Origin of the sequence: Halorubrum sp. DM2, from assembly GCF_901686465.1 — an archaeon.
Lineage (GTDB): Archaea > Halobacteriota > Halobacteria > Halobacteriales > Haloferacaceae > Halorubrum.
Genome location: NZ_LR594487.1, coordinates 1,936,517 through 1,961,900, shown reverse-complemented (window position 1 = coordinate 1,961,900; position 25,384 = coordinate 1,936,517). Strand labels below are relative to the sequence as shown.

The window sequence follows — 25,384 nt, the reverse complement described above, 5'->3', positions numbered from 1 at the left end:
TTGCGGTGGCGCGTGCCCGTGAGTGGTCGCCGCCGGGTATCGCGAGTTCGTACGCAATATGCAAAAATTCCGGTGTTACAGTCCCTCTTGGCCGCCCTCCTGCGAGAGGAGGACGACCATCGAGAGCCCCGAGATGACGAGTAAGATCAGCGTCGGCACCACCGCGTACTGGTACAGCGCGGACCCCTGTGCGCGCCAGATCTGGGTGACGATGGTCTCGAACCCGGAGGGGCGGAGGATCAGCGTGACGGGGAGTTCCTTCATCGCGGTGAGAAACACCAGGGCAGCGCCGGCGACGATACCCGACCGGGTGAGCGGGAGCGTGACCCGCTTGAACGTCCCCATCGAGGACTCGCCGAGCGTTCGGCCCGCCTCGACGAGGCGGGGGTCGACCTGGAGGATCGAGGTCCGGCTCGATCCGACCGCCTGCGGGAGGAAGCGCACGACGTACGCGAACACGAGGAGCGGCAGCGTCTGGTAGATCCACGGCAGGTAACTGGAGCCGAAGTAGACGAGCGCCAACGCGAGGACGATGCCGGGCACCGCGAAGCCGACGTACGTCGCGCGCTCGAAGAGGACGGCGAGCGGCGAGTCGTGGTTCGCGGCGAAGTACGCGATGGGGATCGCCGCCAGCGCGGCGACGACCGCCGCCGCGAGCGACACCGACAGGGAGTTGAGCACCTGAACCGGCTCGAACGCCATCGACGGGCGGCGGCCCGCCTCCGACCGGACCAGCCACAGGCCGAGGATCCACAGCGGGACGAGGAGCGCGAGCGCGGACACCCCCGCGGGCAGAAGCGTCGCGGGCCACCGGAGCCGGCCCAGCGACACCCGGTCGTCGGTGCGGCCCGCGTCGTCCCCGTGCGAGGGCGCGTCGGAGCGGACGAGCCACTCCAGCGCGAGCACGAACAGCACGACGACGAGCAGCTGTAAGGAGAGCAGCGCGGCGTAGTCGCTTCCGAAGGAGTTGTACTCGACGTAGATCTGTCGGGTGAACACCGACAGCCGCATGATCGAGGGCGTTCCGAAGTCCGAGACCGCGTACAGCGCCGCGAGCAGCGACCCGGCGGCGATCGCCGGGCGGATCGCGGGCAGCGTCACGCGGCGGAACGACGCGAGGCGACCGTGGTTCAGCGTCCGCGCCGCCTCCAGGAGGGTGGTGTCGAACGAGAGCAGCGCGGCCCGCGTCGTCAGGTAGACGTACGGGTACGTGTACAGGGTGATGACGAGTATCGATCCGGGGAGCCCGTATATCTCCGGAATCCGCTCGATCCCGAGCGGCGAGAGTACCTCGTGGAACTCGCCGCGCGGCCCGAACGCGGAGACGAACGAGAACGCGCCGACGTAGCTGGGCACGACGAGCGGGAGCGCGGCCGTCACCGCCCAGAACCGCCGGAACGGGAGATCCGTCCGAGCGGTGAGGTACGCGAGGGGGACGCCGATCGCGATCGACAGCGCCGTGACGCCGACCATCAGGAGGAGGCTGTTGACGACGGTCTCGACGGTGCGGACGCTGAGGGTGAGGTCGACGGCGCGCGCGGGGTCGACGGTGACCGCCTCGATCACGAGCCACGCCAGCGGGAAGACGAGCGTCGCCGCGATCGCCGCACACAGCAGCGTCAGCCCCAGCGGTACTCGGTCCTCCCCGTCGGTCAGCCGGTCGCGGATCCGGGTTATCGGGCTCATGGTCGGGGACGCCTGTCGCTTGGTCGGAAGATGGACGCAACCGCCGTTAGAGGTTCCGATCCCGACGCGGGGACGGCTGACGTGGCGGCAGTCGACGTGGCAGCGGTCGACGCTGCGGCCCGAACGGCGGCGACCGCGCCGCCGCCGGGTGCGCTCCGACGGATATATTAGTTTAGGGTTGCCTAAAAACCACATGGAACTGACGCGGCGCGACGCGGCGGCGGCGCTGGCCGCCCTCGGCGCGAGCGGCGGGGTCGCGCTCGGCGCGAGGTTCGCCGCGGACCGCGGACACGACGCCGACGCCGGTGGCCCCGGAGATGATGAGACAGCGGAGAGCGCGCCGGCCGACGACGAGACGGTCCGCGATACCCTGACCGCCGTCGCGACGGTCGTCTACCCCGCCGACGTCTCCGGGATCGACGAGTTCGTCGACGGGTTTCTCGCCGGGCGGCTCGACGACACCGCGCACGCGACGGGGATTCGCGAGGCGGTCGCGGAGCTGAACCGGCTCGCCCGCTCGTGGCACGGCGACGCGGTCGCCGACCTCGACCCCGCGGACCGCGACCGGCACCTCAGGGAGATCGGCGCTGACACCGCCGAGGAGGACCCGGACGGAACGATCGCCGAGCGGGTCCGCTACTACGTCGTCAACGAACTGCTGCTCGCGTTCTACGCCTCTCCGACCGGCGGGGAACTCGTCGGAATCGAGAACCCGCAGGGGCACCCGGGCGGCGCGGAGAGCTACCGGCGAGGGCCGCGATGAGCGCGGGAGACGGGCCGGCGGGAAGTGCCGGCAACGCGGCCGCGATCGACCGGACGCCCGTCCCCGACGCGGACATCTGCGTCGTCGGCGCGGGCCCCGCCGGGGCGCTCGTCGCCGACCGGCTCGCGGGCGACCGCGAGGTCGTGATCCTCGACGCCGGGCCGCGGTTCGACCCCGCCGACCGGCTCGCGCGACAGGAGAAGGCGATCCGGCCGTCCTACGAACGGCCGGACGTCTGGGACGTAGGCGGCGCGCGCGACGCCTACGAGAACGCCGGGTCGACGGAGTGGAGCTACCCGCTGAACCACGCCCGCGTGAAGGGGATCGGCGGGTCGACGCTCCACTGGCAGGGGATGGTGATGCGGCTCCACGAGGGGGACTTCAACTCCGGGACCGAGCGCGGTGTCGGGCCGGACTGGCCGATAGATTACGCGGACCTGCGGCCCTACTACGCCGAGGCCGAGCGCGAGTTGGGCGTCGCGGGCGCGTCCGACAACCCCTACGCGCCGCCCCGCGAGGAGCCGCACCCGATGCCGGCGTTCGAGCCGTCCTACAGCGACTCGCTGTTCGCGGAGGCCTGCGAGGCGGTCGGGATCGACATGCACTCGGTGCCGAACGCGCGCAACTCCGAGGCGTACGACGGCCGGTCGCCCTGCGTCGGCTACGGCACCTGCCAGCCCGTCTGTCCCGCGGGCGCGAAGTACGACGCGACGGTCCACGTCGAGCGCGCCGAGGAGGCGGGCGCGACCGTGATCGACCGCGCGCCGGTCGAGCGGCTCGATCACGACGGCGACGACCGGGTGACGGCAGCCGTCTACGCGACACCCAACGGGGAGACGCACAGGCAGGAGGCGGACGCGTTCGTCGTCGCCGCCGGCGGCGTGGAGACGCCGCGGCTCCTCCTGCTTTCCGCGTCCGACCGCTATCCGGACGGACTCGCGAACGGGAGCGGCCACGTCGGCGAGTTCTTCATGGACCACCTGTTCGCGGGGGCGGGGGGGACGCTCGACGAGCCGACGCGACAGAACCACGTCGGCTTCTACACCAGCGCCTGCGACCAGTTCTACGACGAGGCCGACGAGACGCAGGCCCCGTTCAAGCTGGAGTTCTTCAACTACGCCGGCCCCTCGCCCGTGGAGTCGGCGCTGACGGGCGACGACTGGGGCGATCCCCTGCTGGAGCGTCTACGGGGCGAGTACGGGAACCACGTCGCGATGGGCGCGCTCGTCGAGCAGCTCCCCGACGCCGACAGCCGGATCACGCTCGCCGACGACCGGGTCGACGACCGCGGGAATCCGGTGCCGCGGGTCGAGTGGACCGTCGGCGACCGCGCGCTCGACACGATCGAACGGGCCAACGAGATCCAAGTCGAGGTCTTAGCGGAGCTCGGGGCCGACGTCGAGTGGGTGGCCGGCCCGGACGCCACCGGTCCCGCGTACCACCACATGGGAACGACGCGGATGAGCGACGACCCCGATCGGGGCGTCGTCGACGCCGACTGCCGGACCCACGACCTCGAGAACTGCTGGATCGCCTCCAGTTCCGTCTTCCCGACGAGCGGTGCGATGAACCCCACGCTCACCATCGCCGCGCTCGCGCTCCGCGTCGGCGACGACGTGGCCGGCTGGCTCTCGGAGAAAGCGTGACGGCTTGCCGCCATTTGTTTAGGTAAACCTAAAAAGTCAAGTGCGTGCGGGCGGAGTTCCGGGTAATGAGCGACTCAGCGCACGCGACGAACGGGTCCGCGGCCGCGGTAGCGGAGCGAGACGAGGACGAATCGGGAGCCGAGACGAGCGGCGACCGCGACGAGCCGTACACCTTCGACGACCTCAGCGTCGTGATGGGGACGTACAACGAGGAGGAGGCGATCGGAACGGTTCTCGAAGACATCGAGGAGGTCACCGACGGGAAGGCGGAGGTCGTCTGCGTCGACGGCTCCTCGGACCGAACCGCGGAGATCGCCCGCGAACACGGTGCGACGGTCATCGAGCAGGAGCCGCAGGGGTACGGCGTCGCGGTTCAGGAGGCGATCTTGACGCCCGACCGTCCCGTGGTCGTCACGACGGACTGCGACGACACCTACCCGATGGAGGCGCTCCCGGAGTTCCTCGCCGAGATCAACGACGGCGCGGATGTGGTGAGCGGCGACCGGCTCTATCACGGCGCGGCGGCGATGCCGGCGTTCAACCGGTTCGGCAACCACGCGTTCGCGGCGCTCGCCTCCCTCCTGATGGGCGAACGCGTCCACGACACCACCACCGGAATGCGCGCGTACCGCCGCGACGTGGTCGAGGAGATCGGCTGGACCGAGAACACCGGCCTCTCCGCCGAACTCCTCATCCGGCCGCTGATGCGCGGTTACGACGTCCGCGAGCGCCCGATCCGCTACGCCGAGCGCCTCGGCGAGACGAAGCTCGACCCGATCGGCGGCGGGGCCGCCATCGCGAAGTCGATCGTCACCGTCTGTCTCGAAGAGCGGCTGCGACGCTTCTGAGCGGCGGCGAACTCTTTTCAGGTAGCTCTGCTGCGGTGGCGCGCGCCTGCGAGCGGCCGCCACCGGCGGCCGCGAGGAGCCCGCGCGAGGGAGTCGTTGGCGGTCGGAGCGAAGCGATGACCGCCAGCGACGAGGCTGGGGAGGCGTGAGGCGCGGTCGCTGTGCGGGGCGGGACTCGAAGGGGCAGCCGTGAGACTGCCAGAGGCGATGTAAGTACCGGAAGGAGCGAACGAAGTGAGTGACTGAGGAACGCAGCGAGCGTCTGGCAGTCTCACAGCTGGGGCTTCGTCGATCCGCGTGGGAGAAGCAATCCCGGCGAAAGCGACCGTGTCGGAGCGAACCGCTGGCGCTTCACCAGTTACAGAGCCGGCCGCTTCGTATCGAGCGGCTGGGGCTTCGGCGATCGCGGAGTCGACAGCTTCGACACGACAAACCCCTCTAACGTACGGGTCTCAGTTCGTCTCGGCGACCGTCTCGAAGACGACCCACTCGGAGTGAACCCCCGACTCGTCGGGGAGGTACGTCCCCTCGCTCCCACACTCCGTGACGAGCCGACACACCGACCGCTCGGGCGGCCAGACGACCTCAACGCGATCGGAATCGAGCGTGCGGACGGTCGCCTCCTGCCGGTAGGTGAACGTCGAGCCGTCGGGGGCGACCAGCGTCACGGTGAGAATCGCGACGTCGCCCGCCGGATCGATCGACGCCGAGCCGTTCGGCGCGCCCGCCAACCGCATCCCGTCGGGGCCTATCGACCACTCGACGGCGAGCGGGTCGCCGGCGGCGGGATCGCGCACCGTGTACGTCGCCCGCCCCTCGCCGCGGCGCGTCTCGACCCGAACCCGAGCGCTGTCCACGCGCTCGGGGATCCCCACCGTCGTCTCGGCGTCCACCCGCGACCCGGAACGCACCTCGATCGGCTCCAGTTTCGGCGTGACGCGGTTGTTCGGGTCCGCGGTCCACGCCCCCCGGTAGCCGTAGCGGTAGTGGGTCCGGTTCGGGTAGGCGTCGAGGACCGCGAAGTCCTCGACCGGGTCGCGGTCGAGCGCGTACACCGCGTCGCCGTCGAGTCCCGGGCCGTTTCGGAGCCCCTGGAACGGGTGGGCGAGCCACTCGCCGTACGGCGTCGGGACAAACACCAGCGCGTCGGTGAACTCGGTCTCGTCGAACGGGGCGTAGGCGGCCTCGTGTTTGGTGTCGACCGCCGCGTTGCGCTCGACCGGCTCCGCGGCGGTCGCGACCGCAGCCCCGGACCCGACGACCAGCGCGGCGAGGAGGACGACCGCGACCGCGACGCGAGCGGTCCCCTCGGAGCCGGTCCGCGCCGCGATCCGGTCCCGAAGCCGCGGCAGCGACCGGGCTCCGGCCGCGACGGCGATCCCGCCGAACAGCGACAGCGGCACGAGCAGGTCGAAGTGATAGAACGGGCCGAACAGCGACGCGAGCCCGTCGGTCGGGTCCGACAGCGTCGCCAGCGCGTTGTTCGTCCCCCAGAAGAACAGGTTGCCGACGACGACGGAGGCGGCGACGCCGGCGACGAGGACGGCCGCGGTTCGGCGGAACGCGGGCGATCCGGGCAAGCCGGGCGAGCCGTCTCCATGGGCGGCGTCCGCGGCGAGGTCGACACCCGCATGCCACCGGCGGACCGCGACCGCGCCGCCGACGAACGCGAGCAGCGTCCCGACCGGTCCGGCCGCGGCCCACCTGGTCGCGAGCTCCCACAGCGCGTAGCCGTTCGATTCGAGCGCCAGCGCGGGCGTGTACTCGACCGAGTGCCCCAGAATGCGGCGCTCGCCGAAGCCGGGACCGTCCATCGGCGCGAACGCCTGATACGGGAAGGTGAGCGGGTCGCCCGTCACGCGGAGGTTATACGCGAGCGTGACGCCGACGAACAGCGTCCCGAAGATCGCCGTCAGCCCGTGTCTGCGGACCGGGTCGGGCAGCGACGGGAGAGACAGCCCCTCGGCCGCGACCGCCGACCCGACCCGCCACAGCGCGTGGGCGATGAACGGGGCCGCGAACAGCACCGCGGTGAACGGGCGCGCGAAGAAGGCGATCCCGATCGCGACGCCCGCGACCCCGGCGGCCGCGGTCGACCCGTCGCGGACGCTCCGGAGGTACGCGACCGCGAACAGGAGGTTGAAGAACGTCGTCGGCGCGTACGGGAGGAACGTCGCCCCCGTGAGGACCGCCATCGGCGACGCCGCGAACAGGACGGCCGCCGCGAGTCCGGCCCGCCGACCGGCGGTGGTCGCACCGAGCAGGTAGACGAGCGCGGCGTTACCGGCGGCGACCGCCGCGAGCGTCACCCGCGGCTCGTCGAACAGGGCCATGGAAATCGCGTACGTCGCCGACGGGACCGGGCTGTACTTCGGGTAGAGTCGCCCGCCGTCCTCGACGAAGAACCACGGGTGGACGGCGTCGGCGAGCGGCCCGGCGTGGAACTCCAGTTGGCCGCCTAAAAGCAGCGCGGCCTGCGTGAGGTAGACGCCCTCGTCGTGGTTCGCGGAGTGATGCGAGAACAGGGTGGCTGCGACCGCGAACGTGAGGAGTCCCGCCGCGAGCGAAACGCAGACCGCGGCGGCGGTCACCCGGTCAGCATGAGCGATCCGCTGGCGGAGCCGGGACGCGAACCGCGCGGGCGGAGACGGGGCGGAGCGGGACGACACGGGGCGAGACGCGTCAGATGTCGACGCCGGCCTCGCGCATGAGGTCGACGGTCGCCTCCAGGTCGGACAGCTCCGTCAGGTCGATGTCCGGCACGTCGAGTTCGTCGATCGTCGGGAGTCCGCCGATCGGCTCCACGTCGGGGATGAGCGGGTACTCGAACGTCGAGCGCGCGAAGTAGTCCTGCGCCTCCGCGGACAGCAGGTGCCGGATGAAGTTCCCGGCGAGGTCGACGTCCGAGGCGGTGTCGACGATCGCAGCGCCCGCGACGTTGAACACCGCGCCGGCGTCGCCCTCGGTGAAGGCGGTGTCTATCGTCGCCTCCGGGCTTCCGTCGAGGACGCGCTGGATGTAGTAGTGGTTCGTGAAGCCCGCGTCGACGGTCCCGTTCGCGATCTCCTCGCAGACGCGGAACTCGTCGTCGTAGGCCGTCGCGCCCGACTCGACGACCGCTTCGAGCCACTCGCGGGTGGTCTCGTCGCCCTCAAGGATCCGCATGGCGGTGACGAACGCCTGACAGGAGCCGTAGGAGGGGGCCCACGCGAGGTCGCCGTCGAACGCCTCGGGGAAGTCCATGACGTCACTGGGCACGTCGTCGTCGTCGTACTCGCTGCTGTCGTACGGGACCGTCCGGGCGCGCCCGGAGGTGCCGATCCACTGGTCGGTCCGGAACTCCTCGCGGACCAGTCCGCCGACATCGCTCGGGATCGCCTGCGTGCGGCCCTCACCGGCGAGCGCGCCGAGCGACCCGGCGTTGACGGAGTAGAACACGTCCGCCGGCGACCCCTCTCCCTCGTTGAGGATCGCGTTGACGTGGTCGGTGGAGTCGGCGTACCGAACGGTCAGGTCGAGGTCGGGGTACTGGTCGTCGATGTACCCGACGAGCGGGCCGACGAGGAACTCGTTTCGACCGGAGTACACCGTCAGTTCGCCCGAGAGGTCGGGCATCTCCGAGATTGGCGTGCCGCCCGGGAGACCGCGCCCCTCCCGGCCGGAACCGATCTGTCCGATGTTCGACTGTGAGTCACCGTCGGAGTCGTCGGTCGTCCCGTTACAGCCCGCGAGCCCGACCGCGCCGACCGCGGCGGCGCTCGCGAGGTAGCGTCTGCGGTTCATCTTCGTCTCGGCCTGATCGTGGTTCGTCATGTGTTTTAGGCTTACCTAAACAGTCTTAGTCGTGTCGGTTCAGTCGTCCGCGACCGCGGGCGTCCGGCTGACAGCGTCGAGGCAGTCGAGCCAGTCGCGCATGTACTCGCCGCAGTGGTTGAGGAACGCGCCGTTGTTCCACTCGGCGAAGTCGCCGTCCGCGAGTGCGTCCGCCATCTCGGCGAACACGGCCGCGTACGAGTCGGCGTCGTCGCCGACCTCGTCGATCACCTCCCAAACGTGTTCGTTCAGCTCTAACCCCGCCACCTCGTTCGCGAGGTCGTCGAACGTCGAGCGCGGAGCCTTGTTGTGCTCGCAGAGGGGGCCGCCGTTGTAGATCCGCCCGCCCAGCACGTCGCAGGCGCGCTTCAGGAACAGCCCCGACCAAATGTCGTCGAACCGCCCCACGTCCCACTCGTTGTCATCCATCGGCAGCTGGTAGAACGCCGGGATCACCTCGCGGCGGAACGCGAGGTTCATCGAGCAGACGGTGAGGTAGTCCCCGCGCCCGGCGACGAAGTCGCGCTCGAAGTCGTCGGCGGTCGTGCGGGTCTGCGCCTGTCCCTCCAGGTCGCCGTCCATCAGGATCCGGACGGCGTCGAGGTCGGGGACGTTCGTCCACAGCCCCTGCGAGGCGACGACTTCGCCGGACTCGACCGCGACCGAGTCCGTCTCGACCGTCTCGTCCATCGCGGAGTACGGGTATCCGCGGGGGTAGAGCCCGTGTTCGTCGGCGTTCTGGTAGAGGACGTTGACCCAGTTCTCGTCGGAGCGCACGCGCTCGACCTCGCCGCCGAACGCGAGGTTCTCCATGTGGCGGCCGAAGTAGTCCTCGTCGTCGTGCGGGAGCGTGTCGTCGTCGATGAAGATCCCGTAGTCGAACGACTCGTCGGCCCACATGTAGAGGAGCCCGAAGCTCGTCTCGGCGTGGCTCGCGGCCGGGACGACGTGGCCGTACGCCGCCGCGTCGTTGGCCTCGTACCACTCCTCGCGGCGGGTGCCGTCGAACACCTCGCCGGAGACGCCCAACTCGTCGAGCATGGCGCGCATCTCCGCGACATCACAGAAGTCCTCGGTGACTAAGACGAAGTGGAGCCGCGAGAGGTCGAACCCGTGTTCGCGGGCGTTCTCGACGTACGCGCGGAGGCACTCGTACTCCCGGATCGTCGGGACGATCACGCAGATGTCCGGGCCGTCGCGATCCGAAGTGGTCGCATCCATGTCCGATGATTTTTAGGCCAACCTAAAAAGTTAGCGGTCCGCCGCCGGCCGCGTCGCGGCCGCGTCCGGGTCCCGCTCCGACTCGTCCGGAGCGCGGAGCGCCGAGAGGTCGAACGCGGCCGCGACGAGTCCGCCGCCCGCGAGCGTGACGGCGTTTTTCAGCGCGTGGTCGAGCGCCGCCGCGGCGAGCGCGGTCTCGGCCGGAATCGGCGTGGTCGCGACGACGATCCCGGTGAACGCCGCCTCGTAGAGGCCGATCCCGCCCTGCGAGAGCGGCAACACCTTCGCGAGGTTCCCGGCCGAGACGGCGAGCGTGCCGACGACGAACAGCGTCGCGGGGTCGATCCCGCCGCCGAAACCGCCCACGAGCGCCGCGAGGACGAGCACCGCGGTCAGGGCGTCCGCCGCCCAGACGACGCCGCTCGCGAGCGACACCCGGGCGACCGCGCCCGCGTCGGCGGCAACGACCCGGACAGCGGCACCGAACCGGACCGCAGCGTCGACGGCTCCCGAGAGTCGGGAGCCGATTGCGCGCTCGCGGAGAGCCGGACCGAACCGACGGTCGCCGCGAGCGACCGCGACGACGGCGACGGAGAGCGCCGCGGCCGCGAGCGCGGTGCCGGCGGCGGCCGCGACCGCCCGTCCCGACCCGTCGGCCGCGACGGCCCGGCCGTCGACGAGGAGGACCGCGAGCGCGGTGCCGCCGAGCGCGCCGAGCGCGACCAGATCGAAGGCGCGCTCGACCGCCAGCGACGCGACGCCGGTCGGGTACGGGACCTCGCGCCGGCGCTTCAGGAGGTACGCGCGGACTCCGTCGCCCGCCCGCGCAGGGACGATCAGGTTCGCGGTCTGGCTCGCGAACACGGTCGCCGTGAGGAAGCCGGTCCGACAGCGGTGTCCCATCGGCGCGAGGACATCGGCATACCGGCGGCCCCGAACCGGCCACGACAGCAGGTAGACGACGAGCGCCGCGAGGAGCAGTCGCGGGTCCGCGGCGGCCGCGGCCCCGACGACGGCCCCGACGTCGAGTGTCCGCGCCAGCACCACGCCGCCGAGGGCGAGGACGAGGACCGTCCCCGCGACCGTCAGCGATCCCCGAGGGAGGCGCTCTCGGGTCCCGGAGAGCCGCTCGCGGAGCCGAGCGAGGGCGACGCGCGGATTCATCATTTGTTTAGGTCGCCCTAAAGAATATAACGCTGGCGGTTCGGAGAGCCGATTGTCGGGCCGATTTCGCCGGTATCCCGGCGTAACACGTTTGCTGGTCGGAGGCGAACGACATGTCATGAACGCGAGCGAAACGGCCGCCGATGACGGAGTTCGGATGTGGCTCGTCGAGCGCACGTACTCCGACGACGAGCAGAACATAGTGATCCTCACGTACGCGACGCCGGACGGCGAGCGCTACTTCCGCAAGGAGCGGGCGCTCACCTCCTTCTCCGACGTGCGCGACACCACGGCCGCCGTCGACGCCGCCCCCGACAACGTCGGCCGCGTCGACGACCCCGACGACCGCGAGCGGTACGCCGCGGAGGCGACGCGGATGGCAAACGCGCACGACCCCGACGACATCATCTGACTGACGGCCGACGCGGACTAGCGGGCGACCCATACACCCTTTTCACCGCCCGTCCACAACCTCCGCCCGATGCGTGCCACCCTCGAAACGCTCGGGATCACCCTCCTCGTCGGCGCTGTACAGGCCGCGCTCGGCGGCGTCGGTCTCGCGGGGCTGTTCGCGCTGTCGACCCCGCTGTCCGTCGCCCCGTGGACGCTCGTCACCAGCGTGTACGCGCACGGCTCCGTCGGCCACCTGCTGGCGAACGCCCTCGCGCTGCTGCTCGTGGGTCCGCTCGTCGAACGCCGGACGACCCGCGCCCGCTTCCACGCGTTCGTCGTGACCACCGGCACGCTCGCGGGCGTCGCACAGGTGACCGTCGGCGGCCTGCTCGGTCCCCCGGCCGCCGTGTTGGGGATCAGCGGCGCGGTCTTCGCGCTCGGCGGCTACCTGCTCGCCGGCAACGTCGTGAGCGCGACGCTGTTCGACCGGTTGCGGCTCTCGCCGCGGGTCCAGTTCCTCCTGTTCGGGCTCGTCGCCGTCGCCCTCACCGCGACGACGGCCGCGCCGGGCGTCGCGCTGATCGCACACGCGACCGGCGCGTTCTGCGGGCTCGCCGCCGGTCGCGTCGGACTCCTCGACGCGCGGTGAGTCGTTTACGAGTCGCGTCGCTGCTCGGCACGTGAAAAAAACGAAAGGGGTGAAAGAGAAACGCCCTAGCGCTCAGTCTTCGAGAACGATCTCGATGCTGACGTCGTTCGGCACTTGGACGCGCATGAGCTGGCGGAGCGCGCGTTCGTCGGCGTCGATGTCGATCAGACGCTTGTGGACGCGCATCTCCCAGTGCTCCCACGTCGCCGTCCCCTCACCGTCCGGGGACTTTCGCGACGGGATCTCGAGCGTCTTCGTCGGCAGCGGGATCGGGCCCGACAGGGCGACTCCCGTCGAGTCCGCGATCTCGCGGACGTCGTCGCAGATGTCGTCGAGGTCCTCGGGGCTCGTGCCGGCGAGGCGGACGCGTGCCTGCTGCATCGATTATCGCTCGTTGACTTCCAGCACCTTGCCGGCCGCGATGGTCTGGCCCATGTCGCGGATGGCGAAGCTGCCGAGTTCCGGAATCTCGCCGGACGGCTCGATGCTGAGCGGCTTTTGCGGGCGCACGGTGACGACCGCGGCGTCGCCGGACTTGATGAAGTCCGGGTTCTCCTCGGCGACCTCACCGGACGAGGGGTCGATCTTCTGATCGATGGACTCGATCGTACAGGCGACCTGCGCCGTGTGGGCGTGGAAGACCGGAGTGTAGCCGGCCGTGATGACCGACGGGTGCTGCATGACGACGACCTGCGCCTTGAACGTCTCGGCGACGCTCGGCGGGTCGTCGGCCGGACCACAGACGTCGCCGCGGCGGATGTCGTCCTTACCGATGCCGCGGACGTTGAACCCGACGTTGTCGCCCGGCTCGGCCTTGGGCACCTCCTCGTGGTGCATCTCGACCGTCTTCACCTCGCCGCCCACGTCGGACGGCTGGAAGGAGACGTTGTCGCCGGTGTTGAGGATGCCGGTCTCGACGCGTCCCACGGGGACGGTCCCGATACCGGAGATGGTGTAAACGTCCTGAATGGGGAGTCGAAGCGGCGCGTCCGTCGGCGGCTCCGTCTCGGGCAGGTCGTTGAGGGCCTCCAGCAGGGTCGGCCCGTCGTACCAGGGCGTGTTCTCGGACTCCTCGGCGACGTTGTCGCCGTCGAACGCGGAGATCGGGATGAACTTCGCGTTGTCCGTCTGGAAGCGGACCTGCTTGAGGAGCTCCTTGACCTCCTCGACGACTTCGTTGAACTTGGACTCGTCGTGGTCGACGAGATCCATCTTGTTGACGCCGATGATGAGCTCGTCGATGCCCAGCGTGCGGGCGAGGAAGACGTGCTCTCGGGTCTGGGGCGCGACGCCGTCGTCGGCCGCGACGACGAGCACCGCGTTGTCGGCCTGCGAGGCACCCGTGATCATGTTCTTCACGAAGTCACGGTGGCCCGGACAGTCGACGATGGTGAAGTAGTACTTGTCCGTGTCGAACTCCTGATGGGCGATGTCGATCGTGACGCCGCGCTCGCGCTCCTCGGCGAGGTTGTCCATCACGTAGGCGAACTCGAAGCCGCCCTTGCCCTTCTCTTCGGCTTCCTCGCGGTGCTGCTCGATTACGTGCTCGGGGACGCTCCCCGTCTCGAAGAGGAGGCGACCCACGAGCGTACTCTTGCCGTGGTCGACGTGGCCGATGATGGCCAGATTCTGGTGCGGTTTGTCACTCATGGGGTAATCACGCGCTAAGGCGCTCTGTGAGTAAGTTTCGGTTGATTCCACTAAAACGGTTTCGATACGGACCACAGACTATCTCCCCGCCGTCCGGCGATTCTCGACAACGCGGCGCACGGCACAGAGCCGCACGGCGACAGTCGGGAACGCGGACGACCGGCCGAACGGGGCGTCGCACGCGACCCGGAGCCAACTACTCCAGCCGCCCCACGTCGCCCAGCACCGCGCTCGCGGTCTCGGGGCCGCCCGCGCCGCGACCGGAGATGTTGAGCCGGCCGGCGTGGGAGGTCTCGATCTGGACGATGTTCTGGGTGCCAGAGACCGCGAGCGTCCCGTTCTCGGGAACGAGCCGCGGTGCGACCCGAACCGTGTCGCCGGTCGCCTCGCCGATCAGCCGCACCGTCCGCCCGTCCTCGGCCGCGAGCCGGAGCGCGGAGCCGGGCACGTCGCGGATGCCCTCCACGTCCGCGTCGTCGAGCGTGAACTCCCGCGCGTCCGCCGGGTCGTCGGCCGCGCCGAACGAGAGCACGTTCGCGAGGATGACGCATTTGAGCGCCGCGTCGGTGCCGTCCACGTCGAAGGAAGGGTCCGCCTCGGCGACACCGAGGTCCTGCGCCTCCGCGAGCACGTGGTCGTAGTCGAGCCCCTCCGCGGCCATCCGCGTGAGGATGAAGTTCGCCGTCCCGTTGAGCACGCCGCGGACCGCGGTAACGTGGCCCGGCTCGATGTCCTCGACGGTCGAGACCGCGGGGATCGCGCCGCCGACCGTCGCCTCGAACCGGATCTCGCCGTCGCTGCCGTCGACGGCCGCCCGGAGGTCACCGAACCGCTCCGCGACCGGGCCCTTGTTCGCGAGCACTGCGTGGCGGTCGCGCTCCAGCGCGCGAGTCACGTGCGAGAAGCCGGGTTCGGCGTCGTCGAGCGTCGTCGGCGTCGCCTCGACGAGGACGTCGTAGTCGGCCGCGAGCGCGTCGTCGGGGTTGTCGTCGCCGACGATCCCGCGTTCCGCCTTCCGTGCGACGACGGCATCCGCGTCGACACCGACGCCATCGCCGCCCGTACCGGCCGCCCCGCCCTCCCTGTCCGCGACGACCGCGCTCGACGAGTCCGCGACAGCGACGACCTCGTGGCCGTACCCGCCCGCGAGTTCGACGACCGAGCGCCCGACCGCGCCCGCGCCGATCACGGCGAGTCTCACGCCTCCACCCCCGTGAGCGGCTCGACGACGCGGAGTTCCTTCTCCGCGGCGAGGTCGCGAACCGCCGCGAGCGCCGCGTCCGTCTCGCCCGCCCGGGCTTCGAGCCGGAGGCGCGCGCTCGACACCTCCTCGGTCCCCTGCGGCGCTGCCAGCGAGACGTCGGCGACGGAGGCCGACTCGCAGGCCTCGATCCGCGAGAGCGTGTCCGAGAGGTCCGTGTCGATGAGGTGCCCGAACAGGAGGATCGTCACCTCCTCGGCGTACCGCTCCGTCCCGGCCTGCATCACGTTCACGCCCTCGCTGCGGAGGGCGTCGACGATCTCCTCGAACCGCTCCGGCGTCGCCTCGAAGTCGACCTCGACCGGGATCCGACCGCGCGGGGTCTTGTTCCCGCGCTCGTGGTAGATCGACAGGAGGTTCCCGCCGTTGTCCGCGATCGGCTGGAGCGCGGCGAGCAGCTGGCCCGGCTCGTCGACGAGCTCCAGCCGGACCGTGTGGGTCGAGGGCGTCGCGGCCGCGTGGCCGCCGTCGGGGGAGGGATCTGAGTCCGCGTCGGCGTCGACCCCGTCGGCCCCGTCGGGCGCGGCCTCGGGAGCCCCGTCGCGACCGTCGCTCACGCCGCCACCCCCGCCACTCCGGCGCGAACGGTTCGGTCGCGGGTCGGCGTGCGCGGACACGTTCCTGTCCCCGACGTGGAGCGATCGCTCGGTGGCTCCGCCGCGGCGCGCCAGAGGGGAGTCGTGCCCGTCTGCATACCCGAACTGAGTCGGACGATCGGGTATAAGCCTTCGGCGGGGGCAGGCGTTGCCTCGCCGCCGCGGTTGTCAACGTACACCACGGAATCGGGCGTCCGTCCCCGGACGGAGGGAGCCACCCACACAGTTATTTGGGGCCGGGACCGACGGCGGGGCGTGCGTTACCCTCCACGCGGTCCGCCGAGTGTCGACACGCGATCCGCCGCGCTGCGTCGCAGTCCGTCGAATCGCCGTTCACCGAATCGTCGCCCGTCAAATCGAGGTCGTCGGTCCGCGTGAGCGACGGTGGCCTCTCGATAAACGGTCCGAAGACGCTCAGGGGCGCGGTCGCCGTGCTGCTCATCGGTCTCGCGGTGACCGGCTACGGCGCGTACGACTACGCCCAGCAGTCGAACGCCGTCGACGACGCCGTCGAGGTGGACGCCACGATCACCGAACTCGACGTGGAGTCGACGTCGAGCGGCAGCAGCCCGGGCGTGGACTACCGCCCGACGGTCCGGTTCACCTACGAGTACGGTGGCACCGAGTACGCGGGCACGAACCTGTTCCCGTCGGCGATCAGGTCGAACTACGACACCGAGTCGGCGGCTCGCGAGGTCCTCGACGGCTACGCCGTCGGCGAGCCCGCCACCGCCTACGTCGACCCGTCGGACCCCGACGGGGCGTTCCTGCGATCCCAGACGTCGAACGCCCCGCTCGTCGCGGTCGTGATCGGTCTGCTGTTCGCGTTCGTCGGCGGGCGGTCGACGCTCCGGCGCGTCCGCGGGTGACGAGACCGGCGAGAGAACAGGGTCGTCGCTGACGGCGAGAGCTGTCGGAAGCGAGAGCCGCTAAACGAGAGCTTCGCAGAAGCAAGACCGCAGAAAGCCGCACACCACGAACCGCGTCGTCGACTTAGAAGTAGTCGATCGACTGCGGCAGTTCGAGCTTCATGCCCTTGCGCTCGCGGATCTCCATGATCTTCTCGCGCTGGAGGTTGTCGACGAGCACGCGGAAGCCCGCGTTCTCGGTGTTCCACGAGGCGCGGCCCTCGGTGGCCGAGCGGATGTCGGAGGAGAACCCGATCATCTCCTCGACGGGCGCGATGCCCTCGACGACCATGAGGTCACCCTCCTGGTACATGTCGTCGACGCGGCCGCGACGACCCTGAATCTCGCCGGACGCCGCGCCCATGTGCTCGGAGGGCACGTCGATCCGGACGTCCTGGATCGGCTCCAGCAGGCGGACCTCGCCGTCGATCAGCGCGCGGTGGACAGCGTCGCGGACCGCGGGGATGACCTGCGCGGGACCGCGGTGGATGGTGTCCTCGTGGAGCTTCGCGTCGTGGAGGCGGAACAGCGACCCCTGGACCGGCTCGGCGGCCAGCGGGCCGTCGTCGAGCGCTTCCTGAAGCCCCTCTAAGACCAGCTCCATCGTCTCGTTGAGGTGCTGGATACCTTTCGTGTCGTCGATGAGGATGTTCGTCCGGTGGATGTCCTCGACGTTCTGGGAGGTGTCCTTGTCCATGCCGGCCTCCTGCAGCGCCTCGCGGCGCTCCAGTTCGGGCATGTCCATCGAGACCTCGCCGAGCTGGATGGCGTCGACGATCTCCTGGTCCATCGGCTCGACGGTGATGTAGAACTTGTTGTGGCGGTTCGGCGACTGCCCCTCGACCTCGCGCGAGGACTCCTGGGGCTGCTCGCGGAACACAACGATCGGTTCGCCGGTGATGACCGGGATCCCCTGGTTGTCGCGGATCCGCTGGGTGATCACTTCGAGGTGAAGCTCACCCTGCCCGCTGATGAGGTGTTCGCCGGTGTCCTCGTTGATCTCGATCTGGATCGTCGGGTCCTCCTTGGCGACCTGCTGGAGCGTCTCGATGAGCTTCGGCAGGTCGTCCATGTTCTGGGCCTCGACGGACTTCGTGATGACCGGCTCGGAGATGTGCTCGATCGACTCGAACGGCGTCATCTCCACGGAGGAGACGGTCGAGCCGGCGATGGCGTCACGCAGCCCCGTGACCGACGCGATGTTCCCCGCCGGGACGCGGTCCACCTCCTCGCGTTCGGACCCCATGAAGAGGCCGACGCTCTGGATGCGGTTCTTGCCCGCCGTGCCGGAGACGTACAGCTCCTGACCCTTCTCCAGCGTGCCGGAGAAGACGCGGCCCGTCGCGATCTCGCCCGCGTGCGGGTCCATCGAGATGTCGGTGACCATGAAGACGACCTCGCCGTCCTCGTTGACCATCCGCATCGTGTCTGCCAGCTCGGACTCGGAGTCGCCACGCCAGATGCGCGGGACACGACGGGGCTGGGCGTCGACCGGGTTCGGGAAGTGCTCGCAGACCATGTCGAGCACGACGTCCGACAGCGGCGTCCGCTCGTGAAGCTCCTGCCGCTTGTCGTTCTGCTCTAACTCCATGATGTCGCCGAAGTCCATGCCGGTCCGCTGCATCGACGGCATCGAGACGCCCCACTTGTACAGCGCGGAGCCGAACCCGACCGTGCCGTCCTCGACGGAGACGGTCCAGTCCTCGGGGATGTCGTCCATGTTCTCGGCCATCCCGCGGATAAGCTCGTTGACGTCGGCGATGACGGACATCAGCCGCTCTTGCATCTCTTGGGGCCCCTCTTGGAGCTCCGAGATGAGGCGGTCGACCTTGTTGATGAAAAGCGCCGGCTTCACGCCCTCGCGGAGCGCCTGCCGGAGCACCGTCTCGGTCTGCGGCATCGCGCCCTCGACGGCGTCGACGACCACCAGCGCGCCGTCGACCGCGCGCATCGCGCGGGTGACGTCGCCCCCGAAGTCCACGTGGCCCGGGGTGTCGATGAGGTTGATGAGGTGGTTGGTATCCTCGTACTCGTGGGTCATCGAGACGTTCGCCGCGTCGATGGTGATACCGCGCTCCTGCTCGTCCTCCTTCGTGTCCATCGCGAGCTGCTCGCCCGCGGTGTCCTGCGAGATCATGCCGGCACCGGCCAGCAGATTGTCGGAGAGCGTCGTCTTGCCGTGGTCGACGTGGGCGGCGATGGCGATGTTCCGGATGTTCTCCGGGGTGTCCATCAGCCGTTCACACTCTTGAACGATCTTCTTGCGTCGGCCCATTATACCGACAATTACCGAAAGCAGGGTCAAAAGGGTAGTGTTTCGTCGCGGCCGTTTCGCCGGGGATCACCCCCGATCCCCGCCGATTTCGTGTCGACGGGTGTCACGGAACGTCGACTCTGCGGTCCCGACCGGAGGCCAGCGGACGGTCGCAAGCATCGGGGCGGTTTTAAGTCCCGACTCGGGAAACGGGAGGTATGAACGAGACGCTCTCTCAGATCGTCGACAGCGGCGTCGTCGCGGTGTTACGCGGGGTCCCGGCCGACCAGCTCATCGAGATCACCGAGGCGCTACGCGAGGGCGGGGTCACCGCCGTGGAGATCACCGCCGACACGCCGGACGTGGCAGAGAAGCTCGGCGAGGTCGCCGGCTCCTTCGACGACGAGGTCGTCGTCGGCACCGGGACGGTCCTCGACAGCGAGACCGCCCGGGCCACGCTGATGGCGGGCGCGGAGTTCGTCGTCTCGCCGAGCCTCCACGAGGACGTGATCGAGACGTGCAACCGCTACGGTGCCGTCACCGCGCCGGGCGTGATGACGCCGACGGAAGCGATCCGCGGCTACGAGGCCGGTGCCGACTTCGTGAAGGTGTTCCCCGCGAAGACCGTCGGCCCGGACCACCTCGGCGCGATGAAGGGGCCGCTCGGACAGATCCCGATGATGCCGACCGGTGGCGTCAGCCCGGACAACGCCGGGGCGTACGTCGACGCGGGCGCGTTCGCGGTCGGCGCGGGCGGCGCGCTCGTCGACTACGACGCCGCCGAGCGCGGCGACTACGAGGTGATCACCGAGACCGCCCGGGAGTTCACGCGGGTGGTCGAGGAGGCCCGCGGGGACGACTGAAACGGCTCCCGTCCCCTTTTCCGAACGCGCGGTGTACCGTCGACGATGCTCGTCGTACACGCGGCGTTCCCGATCGACCCGGACCGGATCGACGAAGCGCTCGACCACGCCGAAACCCTCGTCGCGGAGTCGAACCGCGAGGACGGCGTGATCGACTACAGGGCAGCGAGAGACGTCGAAGACGGGGCGATGCTCCGCTTCTTCGAGCGGTACGAGGACGCCGAGGCGTTCGAGTCGCACTCGCGGACGGACCACTTCGAGGCGTTCGAGGCGGCCCTCCCCGACCTGCTCGCCGGGGAGCCGGAGGTGTGGCAGTTCGAGGTGGAGTCGGCCGCACAGCTCGACCTCTAAGGCGGGCCCGCGCGGACCGCGGCCGGACCCGCCCGGTCTTCACATGAAGTCCGCGATGCCGGACTGCTTGTTCGTGTCGTCCTCGAAGATCGATTCGAGCGACTGGTCTAACACCTTCAGCCGCTGTTTCGTGTAGGGGCGACAGCCGAACCGCTCCGCCACCTCGATGGCGGTGTCGACGTACTTGCTTACCGACCCCTCGTGGACCGTGAGGTTCACGCGCCCGCCGCACTCGCGGCACTCGCCCGTCAGGGGCATCCGGCGGTACTTCTCGCCGCAGTCGAGACAGCGGGTCTCCTGCCGCGAGAAGGCCCGGAGGTTCCCGATGATGTCCGGCAGGAAGTGGTACTCGATCACGCGCTCGGCCACGTCCGTCTCGTCGACCGCGCGCAGCTTCCGTGCCAGCTCCAGCTGCGCGTCCATCTTCTCCATCATGTCGCCGAGCGTCTTGTACGCCGAGAGATCCGGTCCCATCGCGATGTCGGTCGTGTCGTGAGTGTGGTTGAACCCGTGGTACTCCTCGTCGGTGCCGAGCGTGTCCTCGCCGAGTTGGATCAGGTCCTCGACCGTCTCCGGGTCGGCCATCTCCGTCGTCGCCTCGTAGAACTCTCGCGGGTACTCCCGCGCGATGTCTATGTTGTGCGCCTCGTCGTCGATCTCCGAGGGGTCGATCCGCGAGGACATCACCAAGGGCGCATCCATCCGCCCGCCGCGCTGGTCGGGGAGAAACTCCTTCGAGAAGTTGAGAAGTCCGTCCATGAGGAGCATCACGCAGTCCTCGTCACCATCACAATTCCGACGTTTCGCAGCGTGAAAGTACGGATGAGCGTATCCCACCGCCGCCGAGGTGAAACCTACCACTCTTCCGACAGTTGCGGCGCTCGTGTGGGGGGCCATCCCGAAGACGAGCTCGCCGACGAGGTCGTCGCGCTCGTTTACCTCGTAGAAGCGGTCGAGTCCGTAGAACTGCTCCAAGAGGTCGTCGACGAAGTCCGCGGTCTTCAGCATGTGTTCGGCCGCGCCGTCCGAGAGGACGATGTCCTGAACGCGCAGTTCGACGACCTGGTCGTCGTGGCGCAGCGGCTCGCCGTCAATGTCCGTCTCGTAGCCGAGTTCGCGGAAGTGGTCCGCGGTGACGTCGAGCTCCTCGGGCTTGACCGCCGTCACGGGGAGGTCGGTCATGTCGTACCGGACCGTCCCGTCCTTGAACGAGGTGACGCCGTTCTTCGCCCGGAGGACGCCCTTCTCGATCGGCTCCGGGGTCTTGTTCCGCGAGGTGAGCCCCTGAACCCCTTTGAGGATCTCGAAGGCGGACTCGCGCTCGCCGACGGTCTCTAACGCGGAGCGGTACGCGTCGTTGACGTCGACCTCCTGGTAGGTCGCGGCGGTCACCTCCCACTCGCAGTTCGGGCACTCGACCCGGCCGGCCTCGTCCGGCTCGCAGACTGTCCCGCAGTCGCCGCACTCGTAGTGCGGCTCCGTGTGCGTCTCGCAGTCGGGACACAGGGCGGCGTAGGTGTGCTCACCGCAGTCGGGACAGACCCGGTCGGAGACCTCCAAGTCGTGCCGCCCGCGGTGGCCGGTGTCGTCCATCACGTTCGCCGCCTCGGCGACGTCGCGCTGGGGACCGCCCGCCTCGTTGATCGGGAACAAGGTGTGGACCGCGGGCGAGAGGTCGCGGCTCTCCGACTTCTCGGGGCGACCCATCCGGTTGCCGATCCGGGTCGGGGCGCGCTCGCGCACCTCGAAGGGGGCGACCTCGTTGACGGCGTGGATCGCGTTCTCGCCGTCGGCGTAGCCGCGGGCCGCAGCCGAGAGATCCTCGTCGCCCCACTCCTTCCGCAGTCCGTCGTCGACCCCGAGCGACCGCGCGAGCGGACGCCACGTCGGGATCCGGAGCGCGTCCGGGGTCGCCGCGTGTTCGACCAGCAGCGATTCCAGCGCGTCCTGAACCGGGTCGGTGCGCTCGACGGCGAGAACGCCCCCGACGACGTCGCCCGCGGCGACCGCGTCGGCGAGTGCCGCGAACGCGTCGACCGACACGTCGTGCCAGAGGTAGGTGTACTCGGGGTGGAGCGGGCAGTCGTACTCGTCCGCCCACGCGAGCGCCCGGTCGACGGTCGGGTGTTCGAGGTCGACGTGGGGGTCGTCGCGCATGGCGCGGACGTCCGCGCCGGCCGCCTCGAACTCCTGAACCCACCACTCGGGGGCGTACGACGCGGGCGCGAGCGGGTGGTTGTTCTCGACGAACTCCCCGTAGTTGACGAGGTACTCGCCCAAGTCGAGCACCTTCTCGATCCCGTTGCGGACCTCCTTGGCCTCCTCGGGGTCGTCGATCCGGCGGACCTCGCCGTTCGCGAGCCGAACGGTCGGGCCCTCGATGGAGTCGACGGGGACGACGCCGTGGGCCTTCCCGGGGCGCTCGGTCTTGATCTGCGTCCCGGCCGCCAAGAAGTCGTCGACGATGTGCATCGTCGCGGGGTGGACGCCGCCCGTCGCGAACCCGTGGTTGCGCGCGCGACCGTACCGCAGTCGGAACCCGCCGGCCTCGCTCGGATGTGTGAACACGGGGCGGCCCGCGATGAGGTCGCGGAGGAACTTCTGGGAGGGGTCGGCCCGGACCGGTCCGGCCGGCTCGTCCGCGTTCGAGCCGTCCCCCTCCGCGTCGTTCTCGGCGTCGCCGTCGCTCTCCGCGGACTCGTCCTCGGCGTCTTCCGCCGCGTCGCCGTCGCCGGCCCCGTCCTTCCCGATCGTCCCGTCGATCAGGTCCTGGAGCCACGGCCAGTCGACCTCCTCCAGATCGCGGGTATACCGCTGGATCTTCGGGGCCTTCAGCGCGATCCCCTCGGCGGCGACGAGGCACATCCCGCCGCGCGCGGAGTTGGTGTCGACGCGTTCCAGGTCGCGGAACCCGGAGACCTCCTCGTCGCTCGTCGCCTCCCCGTCGAGCATGATCGGGATGTGCTTCGCGATGAACTTCGACTCCTTGTCCTTCGGCGTGTACTGGAGCCCCGTCTCCTTGTCGTAGAGGGCGATCTCCTCGGCGTAGCGCTCGACCTCGGCGTCGCGGGGCTTGTACTCGTCGACGCCGAGTAGCGATCGGGCGTAGTCGGCGACGAGCACGGACAGCGCCTGCGCGGTCCCGCCCGCGGAGCGGATCGGGCCGGCGTAGTAGACGTTGACGAACTCGGTGCCGTCGTCGTTCTCCAACAGCTCGACGCGGTCAATCCCCTCGATCGGCGCGGCGACGACACCCTCGGTGAGCAGCGCGACCGCGGTCCGAACGGCCCCCTCGATCTTCCCCTCTCGGGAGTCGTAGTCGCCGACGCTGCCGTCGACGAAGTCGGTAACCAGCTCTAGGGCGGCCTCCTCGCGCGACATCTCTCCCTCCAAGTCGCGGACGCGCTCGGCGACCCCGTCGATCCCGAGGATGTTCTCGACGCGGTCGGCCATGTCGCGCGCGACCGGGATCTCGATCTCCGGCTCCGGGTCGTGGCCCTGCTCTTTGGCCGTTTCCGCGACTTCCCACGCCTCGTCGAGGCGCTCCTCGATCTGCGCGAAGTAGCGCTCGTCGTCCGGTCTCATCGGGCGTCGACCGCGGAGGCCGTGCGCGCGCTCCGGGTCACAGCCACAGGTCGAGGTCCGTGGCTTCGTCGTGCGAGCGTTCGAGCGGCTCGGCGAACGCGCGCAGGTGACACTCGCCGGCCCAGACCGTCGCCGAGTCGAGGTGCCCCGCGAGCGCCTGCCCGCTCGGCCGCGAGAGCACGACGTGGGTGTGCGCGAACACGTCGCCCTCCAGAAGTGAGACGTTGCCCACGCAGGCCGCGACCTCCAGCGGCTCGTCGAAGGTGACCGACCGGTACTCGGTGTCCTCCTGGTCGTAGAACCAGACGTCCGCGTCTTGGACCGCGCCGAGCGCCGTGAACCAGCCGGCCTCGACGTCCTCCTCGCGGGCCAGCGACTCGATCTCCTCGCGCCAGTCGGCACCCGTCTCGAACCGCGCGACGTACTCCGCCGTGGGTTCGACCTCGCGATGGTACATAGAGCGCCTCAACGAGTGCCGGGGGCAAAAAGGCTTCAGTCGGCCACATCTCGATCGAGTCGTACATTCGATATAGCGAAATATGATTTACTCCGTCATCGATCGACGACAAGTCAGAATCGACCACGGCGACAGAAAATCGCCGAGAGGCAGACTAAAAGACCGATATTCGGCCGGTAGAGATGTGACTTAAAGCCTGAGAAAAGCGGAGAAGGGGCCGTCCGCGGTCGACCGGCTCAGAACGGGGCCTGCGGGCCTTCGTCGTCGCCGCCGTCGTCGGTCGTCTCCCCGGGGAAGGAGGGCGACATCCCGCCGCTGCTCGTTCCGCCGAGGTCGCCGTCGGCACCCGCGGCCGCGCCGGTGTCGGCGTGGACCGTCTCGATCTCGGGGATCTCCTTGACCATCCGGGACTTGATCGCCTGGATCGTCATCGGGGAGATACCGCAGCCGGAACAGGCTCCGCCGAGCTGGACCGTCACCTCGCCCTTCTCGCGGTCGAGGTGGGCGATGGCGGCGCTGCCGCCGTGCATCTGGATCTGCGGGAAGTTACGCCGCAGGAAGTTCGTGATCCGCTCGCGGAGGTCGTTGTCCGCGTCAGTCGCGTCCGTGCTCATGCCTGCGAGTTGGCGGTCGGCGTGCTTATGCCTTTGGTTCGGGCGGATCCGGGTGGAGGACGCCGCCCGGCTCACTCGGGACGGTCGACGCCGAGAGTCCGGTACAGTTCGGACTCGATCCGCTCGACGTACTCGTCGAGCGTCTCCTCGAACGTCTCGTCGTCCACGGCGACGGCTCCGCGGATCCGCTCGCGCGGGTTCTCCGGGAGTTCGACGCGGAACTCGCCGTCCTCGTAGAACGGCTCTGACTCGTTGAGCACGGTCTGGTCGATACCGTGGATCAGCTCCGAGTCGTACCGGTCGTTCATCTGGTTGAACGCGTTCTTGTACGCGCGCTGAAGCTCGTTGAAGTAGTGCGCGTACTTGTCCTCGAACTTCTCCGGGTCGAACTCGTCGGCCATGTCGCGAGCGACGGTCTGGCGGGAAAAAAGCGGGTCGATCGCCACCGAGACGCCGAAACGGACGGGAAAACACGGGGCGTTCCGGACAAGGAGTTCAGCCCCGCGGCAGCTCGATAAATTGTATACCGCGATATAGAATATTGAGGTCGCCTGCTGGGGGACCGACTGAAGTCGGACCGTAAGCCATCGAGAATAGCAAGCTCGGCGGGAGACTCGTGAGCAACGAGCGACGGAGGGGTATCTGTGGGCCAGACTCGGACG

General features: G+C 69.5%; 22 protein-coding genes. 8 read left to right on the top strand and 14 right to left on the bottom strand.

Annotation, left to right across the window (positions count from 1 at the left end):
- Positions 1-75 precede the first annotated feature (75 nt).
- On the bottom strand, positions 76-1,686 hold the full coding sequence (locus QOL69_RS09940; protein ID WP_283403025.1) for an ABC transporter permease: 1,611 nt from the start codon (positions 1,684-1,686) through the stop codon (positions 76-78).
- 193 nt (positions 1,687-1,879) lie between these two features.
- On the opposite strand from QOL69_RS09940, the gene QOL69_RS09935 reads away from it, so the two are divergent.
- From QOL69_RS09935 to QOL69_RS09925, 3 genes are all read left to right on the top strand, one after another.
- On the top strand, positions 1,880-2,449 hold the full coding sequence (locus QOL69_RS09935) for a gluconate 2-dehydrogenase subunit 3 family protein (protein ID WP_283403024.1): 570 nt from the start codon (positions 1,880-1,882) through the stop codon (positions 2,447-2,449).
- A complete protein-coding gene (locus QOL69_RS09930) occupies positions 2,446-4,095 on the top strand; it encodes a GMC family oxidoreductase (RefSeq protein ID WP_283403023.1) in 1,650 nt (549 codons plus the stop codon). Before QOL69_RS09935 ends, QOL69_RS09930 begins: the two co-directional genes overlap by 4 nt.
- A 65-nt stretch (positions 4,096-4,160) precedes the next feature.
- On the top strand, positions 4,161-4,943 hold the full coding sequence (locus QOL69_RS09925) for a dolichyl-phosphate hexose transferase (protein WP_048077180.1): 783 nt from the start codon (positions 4,161-4,163) through the stop codon (positions 4,941-4,943).
- Between the two features lie 452 nt (positions 4,944-5,395).
- On the opposite strand, the gene QOL69_RS09920 is transcribed toward QOL69_RS09925, so the two are convergent.
- The 4 genes from QOL69_RS09920 to QOL69_RS09905 are packed head-to-tail and all read right to left on the bottom strand — an operon-like array spanning position 5,396 to position 11,141.
- Complete coding sequence (locus tag QOL69_RS09920; RefSeq protein WP_283403022.1) at positions 5,396-7,612, bottom strand: DUF7846 domain-containing protein; 2,217 nt, start codon at positions 7,610-7,612, stop codon at positions 5,396-5,398.
- Positions 7,613-7,625: 13 nt separating this feature from the next.
- A complete protein-coding gene (locus tag QOL69_RS09915; RefSeq protein WP_283403021.1) occupies positions 7,626-8,756 on the bottom strand; it encodes an extracellular solute-binding protein in 1,131 nt (376 codons plus the stop codon).
- A 39-nt stretch (positions 8,757-8,795) separates the two neighbouring features.
- Positions 8,796-9,977 carry an alpha-1 4-glucan-protein synthase gene (locus tag QOL69_RS09910; RefSeq protein WP_283403020.1) on the bottom strand — a complete coding sequence of 394 codons (1,182 nt, stop codon included), beginning with the start codon at positions 9,975-9,977 and terminating at the stop codon, positions 8,796-8,798.
- A gap of 30 nt (positions 9,978-10,007) precedes the next feature.
- Positions 10,008-11,141 (bottom strand): lysylphosphatidylglycerol synthase transmembrane domain-containing protein, encoded by a 1,134-nt coding sequence (locus tag QOL69_RS09905; protein ID WP_283403019.1) that lies wholly within the window; start codon positions 11,139-11,141, stop codon positions 10,008-10,010.
- A 118-nt stretch (positions 11,142-11,259) separates the two neighbouring features.
- On the opposite strand from QOL69_RS09905, the gene QOL69_RS09900 reads away from it, so the two are divergent.
- On the top strand, positions 11,260-11,553 hold the full coding sequence (locus QOL69_RS09900) for a DUF7967 family protein (RefSeq protein ID WP_283403018.1): 294 nt from the start codon (positions 11,260-11,262) through the stop codon (positions 11,551-11,553).
- Positions 11,554-11,622: 69 nt separating this feature from the next.
- The gene (locus tag QOL69_RS09895) at positions 11,623-12,183 is read left to right on the top strand and encodes a rhomboid family intramembrane serine protease (protein WP_283403017.1); all 561 of its coding nucleotides are present in this window, start codon (positions 11,623-11,625) and stop codon (positions 12,181-12,183) included.
- Positions 12,184-12,255: 72 nt separating this feature from the next.
- Here QOL69_RS09895 and rpsJ read toward each other — a convergent pair whose 3' ends face one another.
- From rpsJ to QOL69_RS09875, 4 genes are all read right to left on the bottom strand, one after another.
- On the bottom strand, positions 12,256-12,564 hold the full coding sequence (gene rpsJ, locus QOL69_RS09890) for a 30S ribosomal protein S10 (RefSeq protein ID WP_004048854.1): 309 nt from the start codon (positions 12,562-12,564) through the stop codon (positions 12,256-12,258).
- A 3-nt stretch (positions 12,565-12,567) separates the two neighbouring features.
- Entirely contained in the window at positions 12,568-13,833 is a 1,266-nt protein-coding gene (gene tuf / locus QOL69_RS09885) for a translation elongation factor EF-1 subunit alpha (RefSeq protein ID WP_048077178.1), read from the bottom strand.
- A 196-nt stretch (positions 13,834-14,029) separates the two neighbouring features.
- On the bottom strand, positions 14,030-15,034 hold the full coding sequence (locus QOL69_RS09880) for a homoserine dehydrogenase family protein (RefSeq protein ID WP_283403016.1): 1,005 nt from the start codon (positions 15,032-15,034) through the stop codon (positions 14,030-14,032).
- Positions 15,031-15,651: an amino acid-binding protein gene (locus QOL69_RS09875; RefSeq protein ID WP_283403015.1), complete on the bottom strand. Its 621-nt coding sequence runs from the start codon at positions 15,649-15,651 to the stop codon at positions 15,031-15,033. The genes QOL69_RS09880 and QOL69_RS09875 overlap by 4 nt, the downstream gene beginning before the upstream one ends.
- A gap of 413 nt (positions 15,652-16,064) precedes the next feature.
- Here QOL69_RS09875 and QOL69_RS09870 point away from each other — a divergent pair, with 413 nt between their 5' ends.
- Positions 16,065-16,559, top strand: coding sequence for a DUF3592 domain-containing protein (locus tag QOL69_RS09870; RefSeq protein ID WP_283403014.1), 495 nt, complete (start codon positions 16,065-16,067; stop codon positions 16,557-16,559).
- Between the two features lie 124 nt (positions 16,560-16,683).
- On the opposite strand, the gene QOL69_RS09865 is transcribed toward QOL69_RS09870, so the two are convergent.
- Positions 16,684-18,873: an elongation factor EF-2 gene (locus tag QOL69_RS09865; protein ID WP_048077176.1), complete on the bottom strand. Its 2,190-nt coding sequence runs from the start codon at positions 18,871-18,873 to the stop codon at positions 16,684-16,686.
- A gap of 197 nt (positions 18,874-19,070) precedes the next feature.
- Here QOL69_RS09865 and eda point away from each other — a divergent pair, with 197 nt between their 5' ends.
- Both eda and QOL69_RS09855 read left to right on the top strand, forming a co-directional pair.
- Positions 19,071-19,715 carry a bifunctional 4-hydroxy-2-oxoglutarate aldolase/2-dehydro-3-deoxy-phosphogluconate aldolase gene (eda, locus tag QOL69_RS09860; RefSeq protein WP_283403013.1) on the top strand — a complete coding sequence of 215 codons (645 nt, stop codon included), beginning with the start codon at positions 19,071-19,073 and terminating at the stop codon, positions 19,713-19,715.
- Between the two features lie 45 nt (positions 19,716-19,760).
- A complete protein-coding gene (locus QOL69_RS09855; RefSeq protein ID WP_048077177.1) occupies positions 19,761-20,066 on the top strand; it encodes a putative quinol monooxygenase in 306 nt (101 codons plus the stop codon).
- 39 nt (positions 20,067-20,105) lie between these two features.
- Here QOL69_RS09855 and QOL69_RS09850 read toward each other — a convergent pair whose 3' ends face one another.
- From QOL69_RS09850 to QOL69_RS09835, 4 genes are all read right to left on the bottom strand, one after another.
- Entirely contained in the window at positions 20,106-23,651 is a 3,546-nt protein-coding gene (locus QOL69_RS09850) for a DNA polymerase II large subunit (RefSeq protein WP_283403012.1), read from the bottom strand.
- Between the two features lie 37 nt (positions 23,652-23,688).
- Positions 23,689-24,108 (bottom strand): PPC domain-containing DNA-binding protein, encoded by a 420-nt coding sequence (locus tag QOL69_RS09845; protein WP_048077173.1) that lies wholly within the window; start codon positions 24,106-24,108, stop codon positions 23,689-23,691.
- Positions 24,109-24,344: 236 nt separating this feature from the next.
- Entirely contained in the window at positions 24,345-24,722 is a 378-nt protein-coding gene (locus QOL69_RS09840) for a NifU family protein (protein WP_048077172.1), read from the bottom strand.
- Positions 24,723-24,793: 71 nt separating this feature from the next.
- Positions 24,794-25,123 carry a DUF5783 family protein gene (locus QOL69_RS09835; protein WP_048077171.1) on the bottom strand — a complete coding sequence of 110 codons (330 nt, stop codon included), beginning with the start codon at positions 25,121-25,123 and terminating at the stop codon, positions 24,794-24,796.
- Between the last annotated feature and the right edge of the window lie 261 nt (positions 25,124-25,384).

Excerpts from the sequence above, each read along its gene's own strand:
- QOL69_RS09940 (WP_283403025.1), bottom strand. The coding sequence starts at position 1,686 with ATGAGCCCGATAACCCGGATCCGCGACCGGCTGACCGACGGGGAGGAC.
- QOL69_RS09935 (WP_283403024.1), top strand. The coding sequence starts at position 1,880 with ATGGAACTGACGCGGCGCGACGCGGCGGCGGCGCTGGCCGCCCTCGGC.
- QOL69_RS09930 (WP_283403023.1), top strand. The coding sequence starts at position 2,446 with ATGAGCGCGGGAGACGGGCCGGCGGGAAGTGCCGGCAACGCGGCCGCG.
- QOL69_RS09925 (WP_048077180.1), top strand. The coding sequence starts at position 4,161 with ATGAGCGACTCAGCGCACGCGACGAACGGGTCCGCGGCCGCGGTAGCG.
- QOL69_RS09915 (WP_283403021.1), bottom strand. The coding sequence starts at position 8,756 with ATGACGAACCACGATCAGGCCGAGACGAAGATGAACCGCAGACGCTAC.
- QOL69_RS09910 (WP_283403020.1), bottom strand. The coding sequence starts at position 9,977 with ATGGATGCGACCACTTCGGATCGCGACGGCCCGGACATCTGCGTGATC.
- QOL69_RS09905 (WP_283403019.1), bottom strand. The coding sequence starts at position 11,141 with ATGAATCCGCGCGTCGCCCTCGCTCGGCTCCGCGAGCGGCTCTCCGGG.
- QOL69_RS09900 (WP_283403018.1), top strand. The coding sequence starts at position 11,260 with ATGAACGCGAGCGAAACGGCCGCCGATGACGGAGTTCGGATGTGGCTC.
- QOL69_RS09895 (WP_283403017.1), top strand. The coding sequence starts at position 11,623 with ATGCGTGCCACCCTCGAAACGCTCGGGATCACCCTCCTCGTCGGCGCT.
- rpsJ (WP_004048854.1), bottom strand. The coding sequence starts at position 12,564 with ATGCAGCAGGCACGCGTCCGCCTCGCCGGCACGAGCCCCGAGGACCTC.
- tuf (WP_048077178.1), bottom strand. The coding sequence starts at position 13,833 with ATGAGTGACAAACCGCACCAGAATCTGGCCATCATCGGCCACGTCGAC.
- QOL69_RS09865 (WP_048077176.1), bottom strand. The coding sequence starts at position 18,873 with ATGGGCCGACGCAAGAAGATCGTTCAAGAGTGTGAACGGCTGATGGAC.
- eda (WP_283403013.1), top strand. The coding sequence starts at position 19,071 with ATGAACGAGACGCTCTCTCAGATCGTCGACAGCGGCGTCGTCGCGGTG.
- QOL69_RS09855 (WP_048077177.1), top strand. The coding sequence starts at position 19,761 with ATGCTCGTCGTACACGCGGCGTTCCCGATCGACCCGGACCGGATCGAC.
- QOL69_RS09850 (WP_283403012.1), bottom strand. The coding sequence starts at position 23,651 with ATGAGACCGGACGACGAGCGCTACTTCGCGCAGATCGAGGAGCGCCTC.
- QOL69_RS09845 (WP_048077173.1), bottom strand. The coding sequence starts at position 24,108 with ATGTACCATCGCGAGGTCGAACCCACGGCGGAGTACGTCGCGCGGTTC.
- QOL69_RS09840 (WP_048077172.1), bottom strand. The coding sequence starts at position 24,722 with ATGAGCACGGACGCGACTGACGCGGACAACGACCTCCGCGAGCGGATC.
- QOL69_RS09835 (WP_048077171.1), bottom strand. The coding sequence starts at position 25,123 with ATGGCCGACGAGTTCGACCCGGAGAAGTTCGAGGACAAGTACGCGCAC.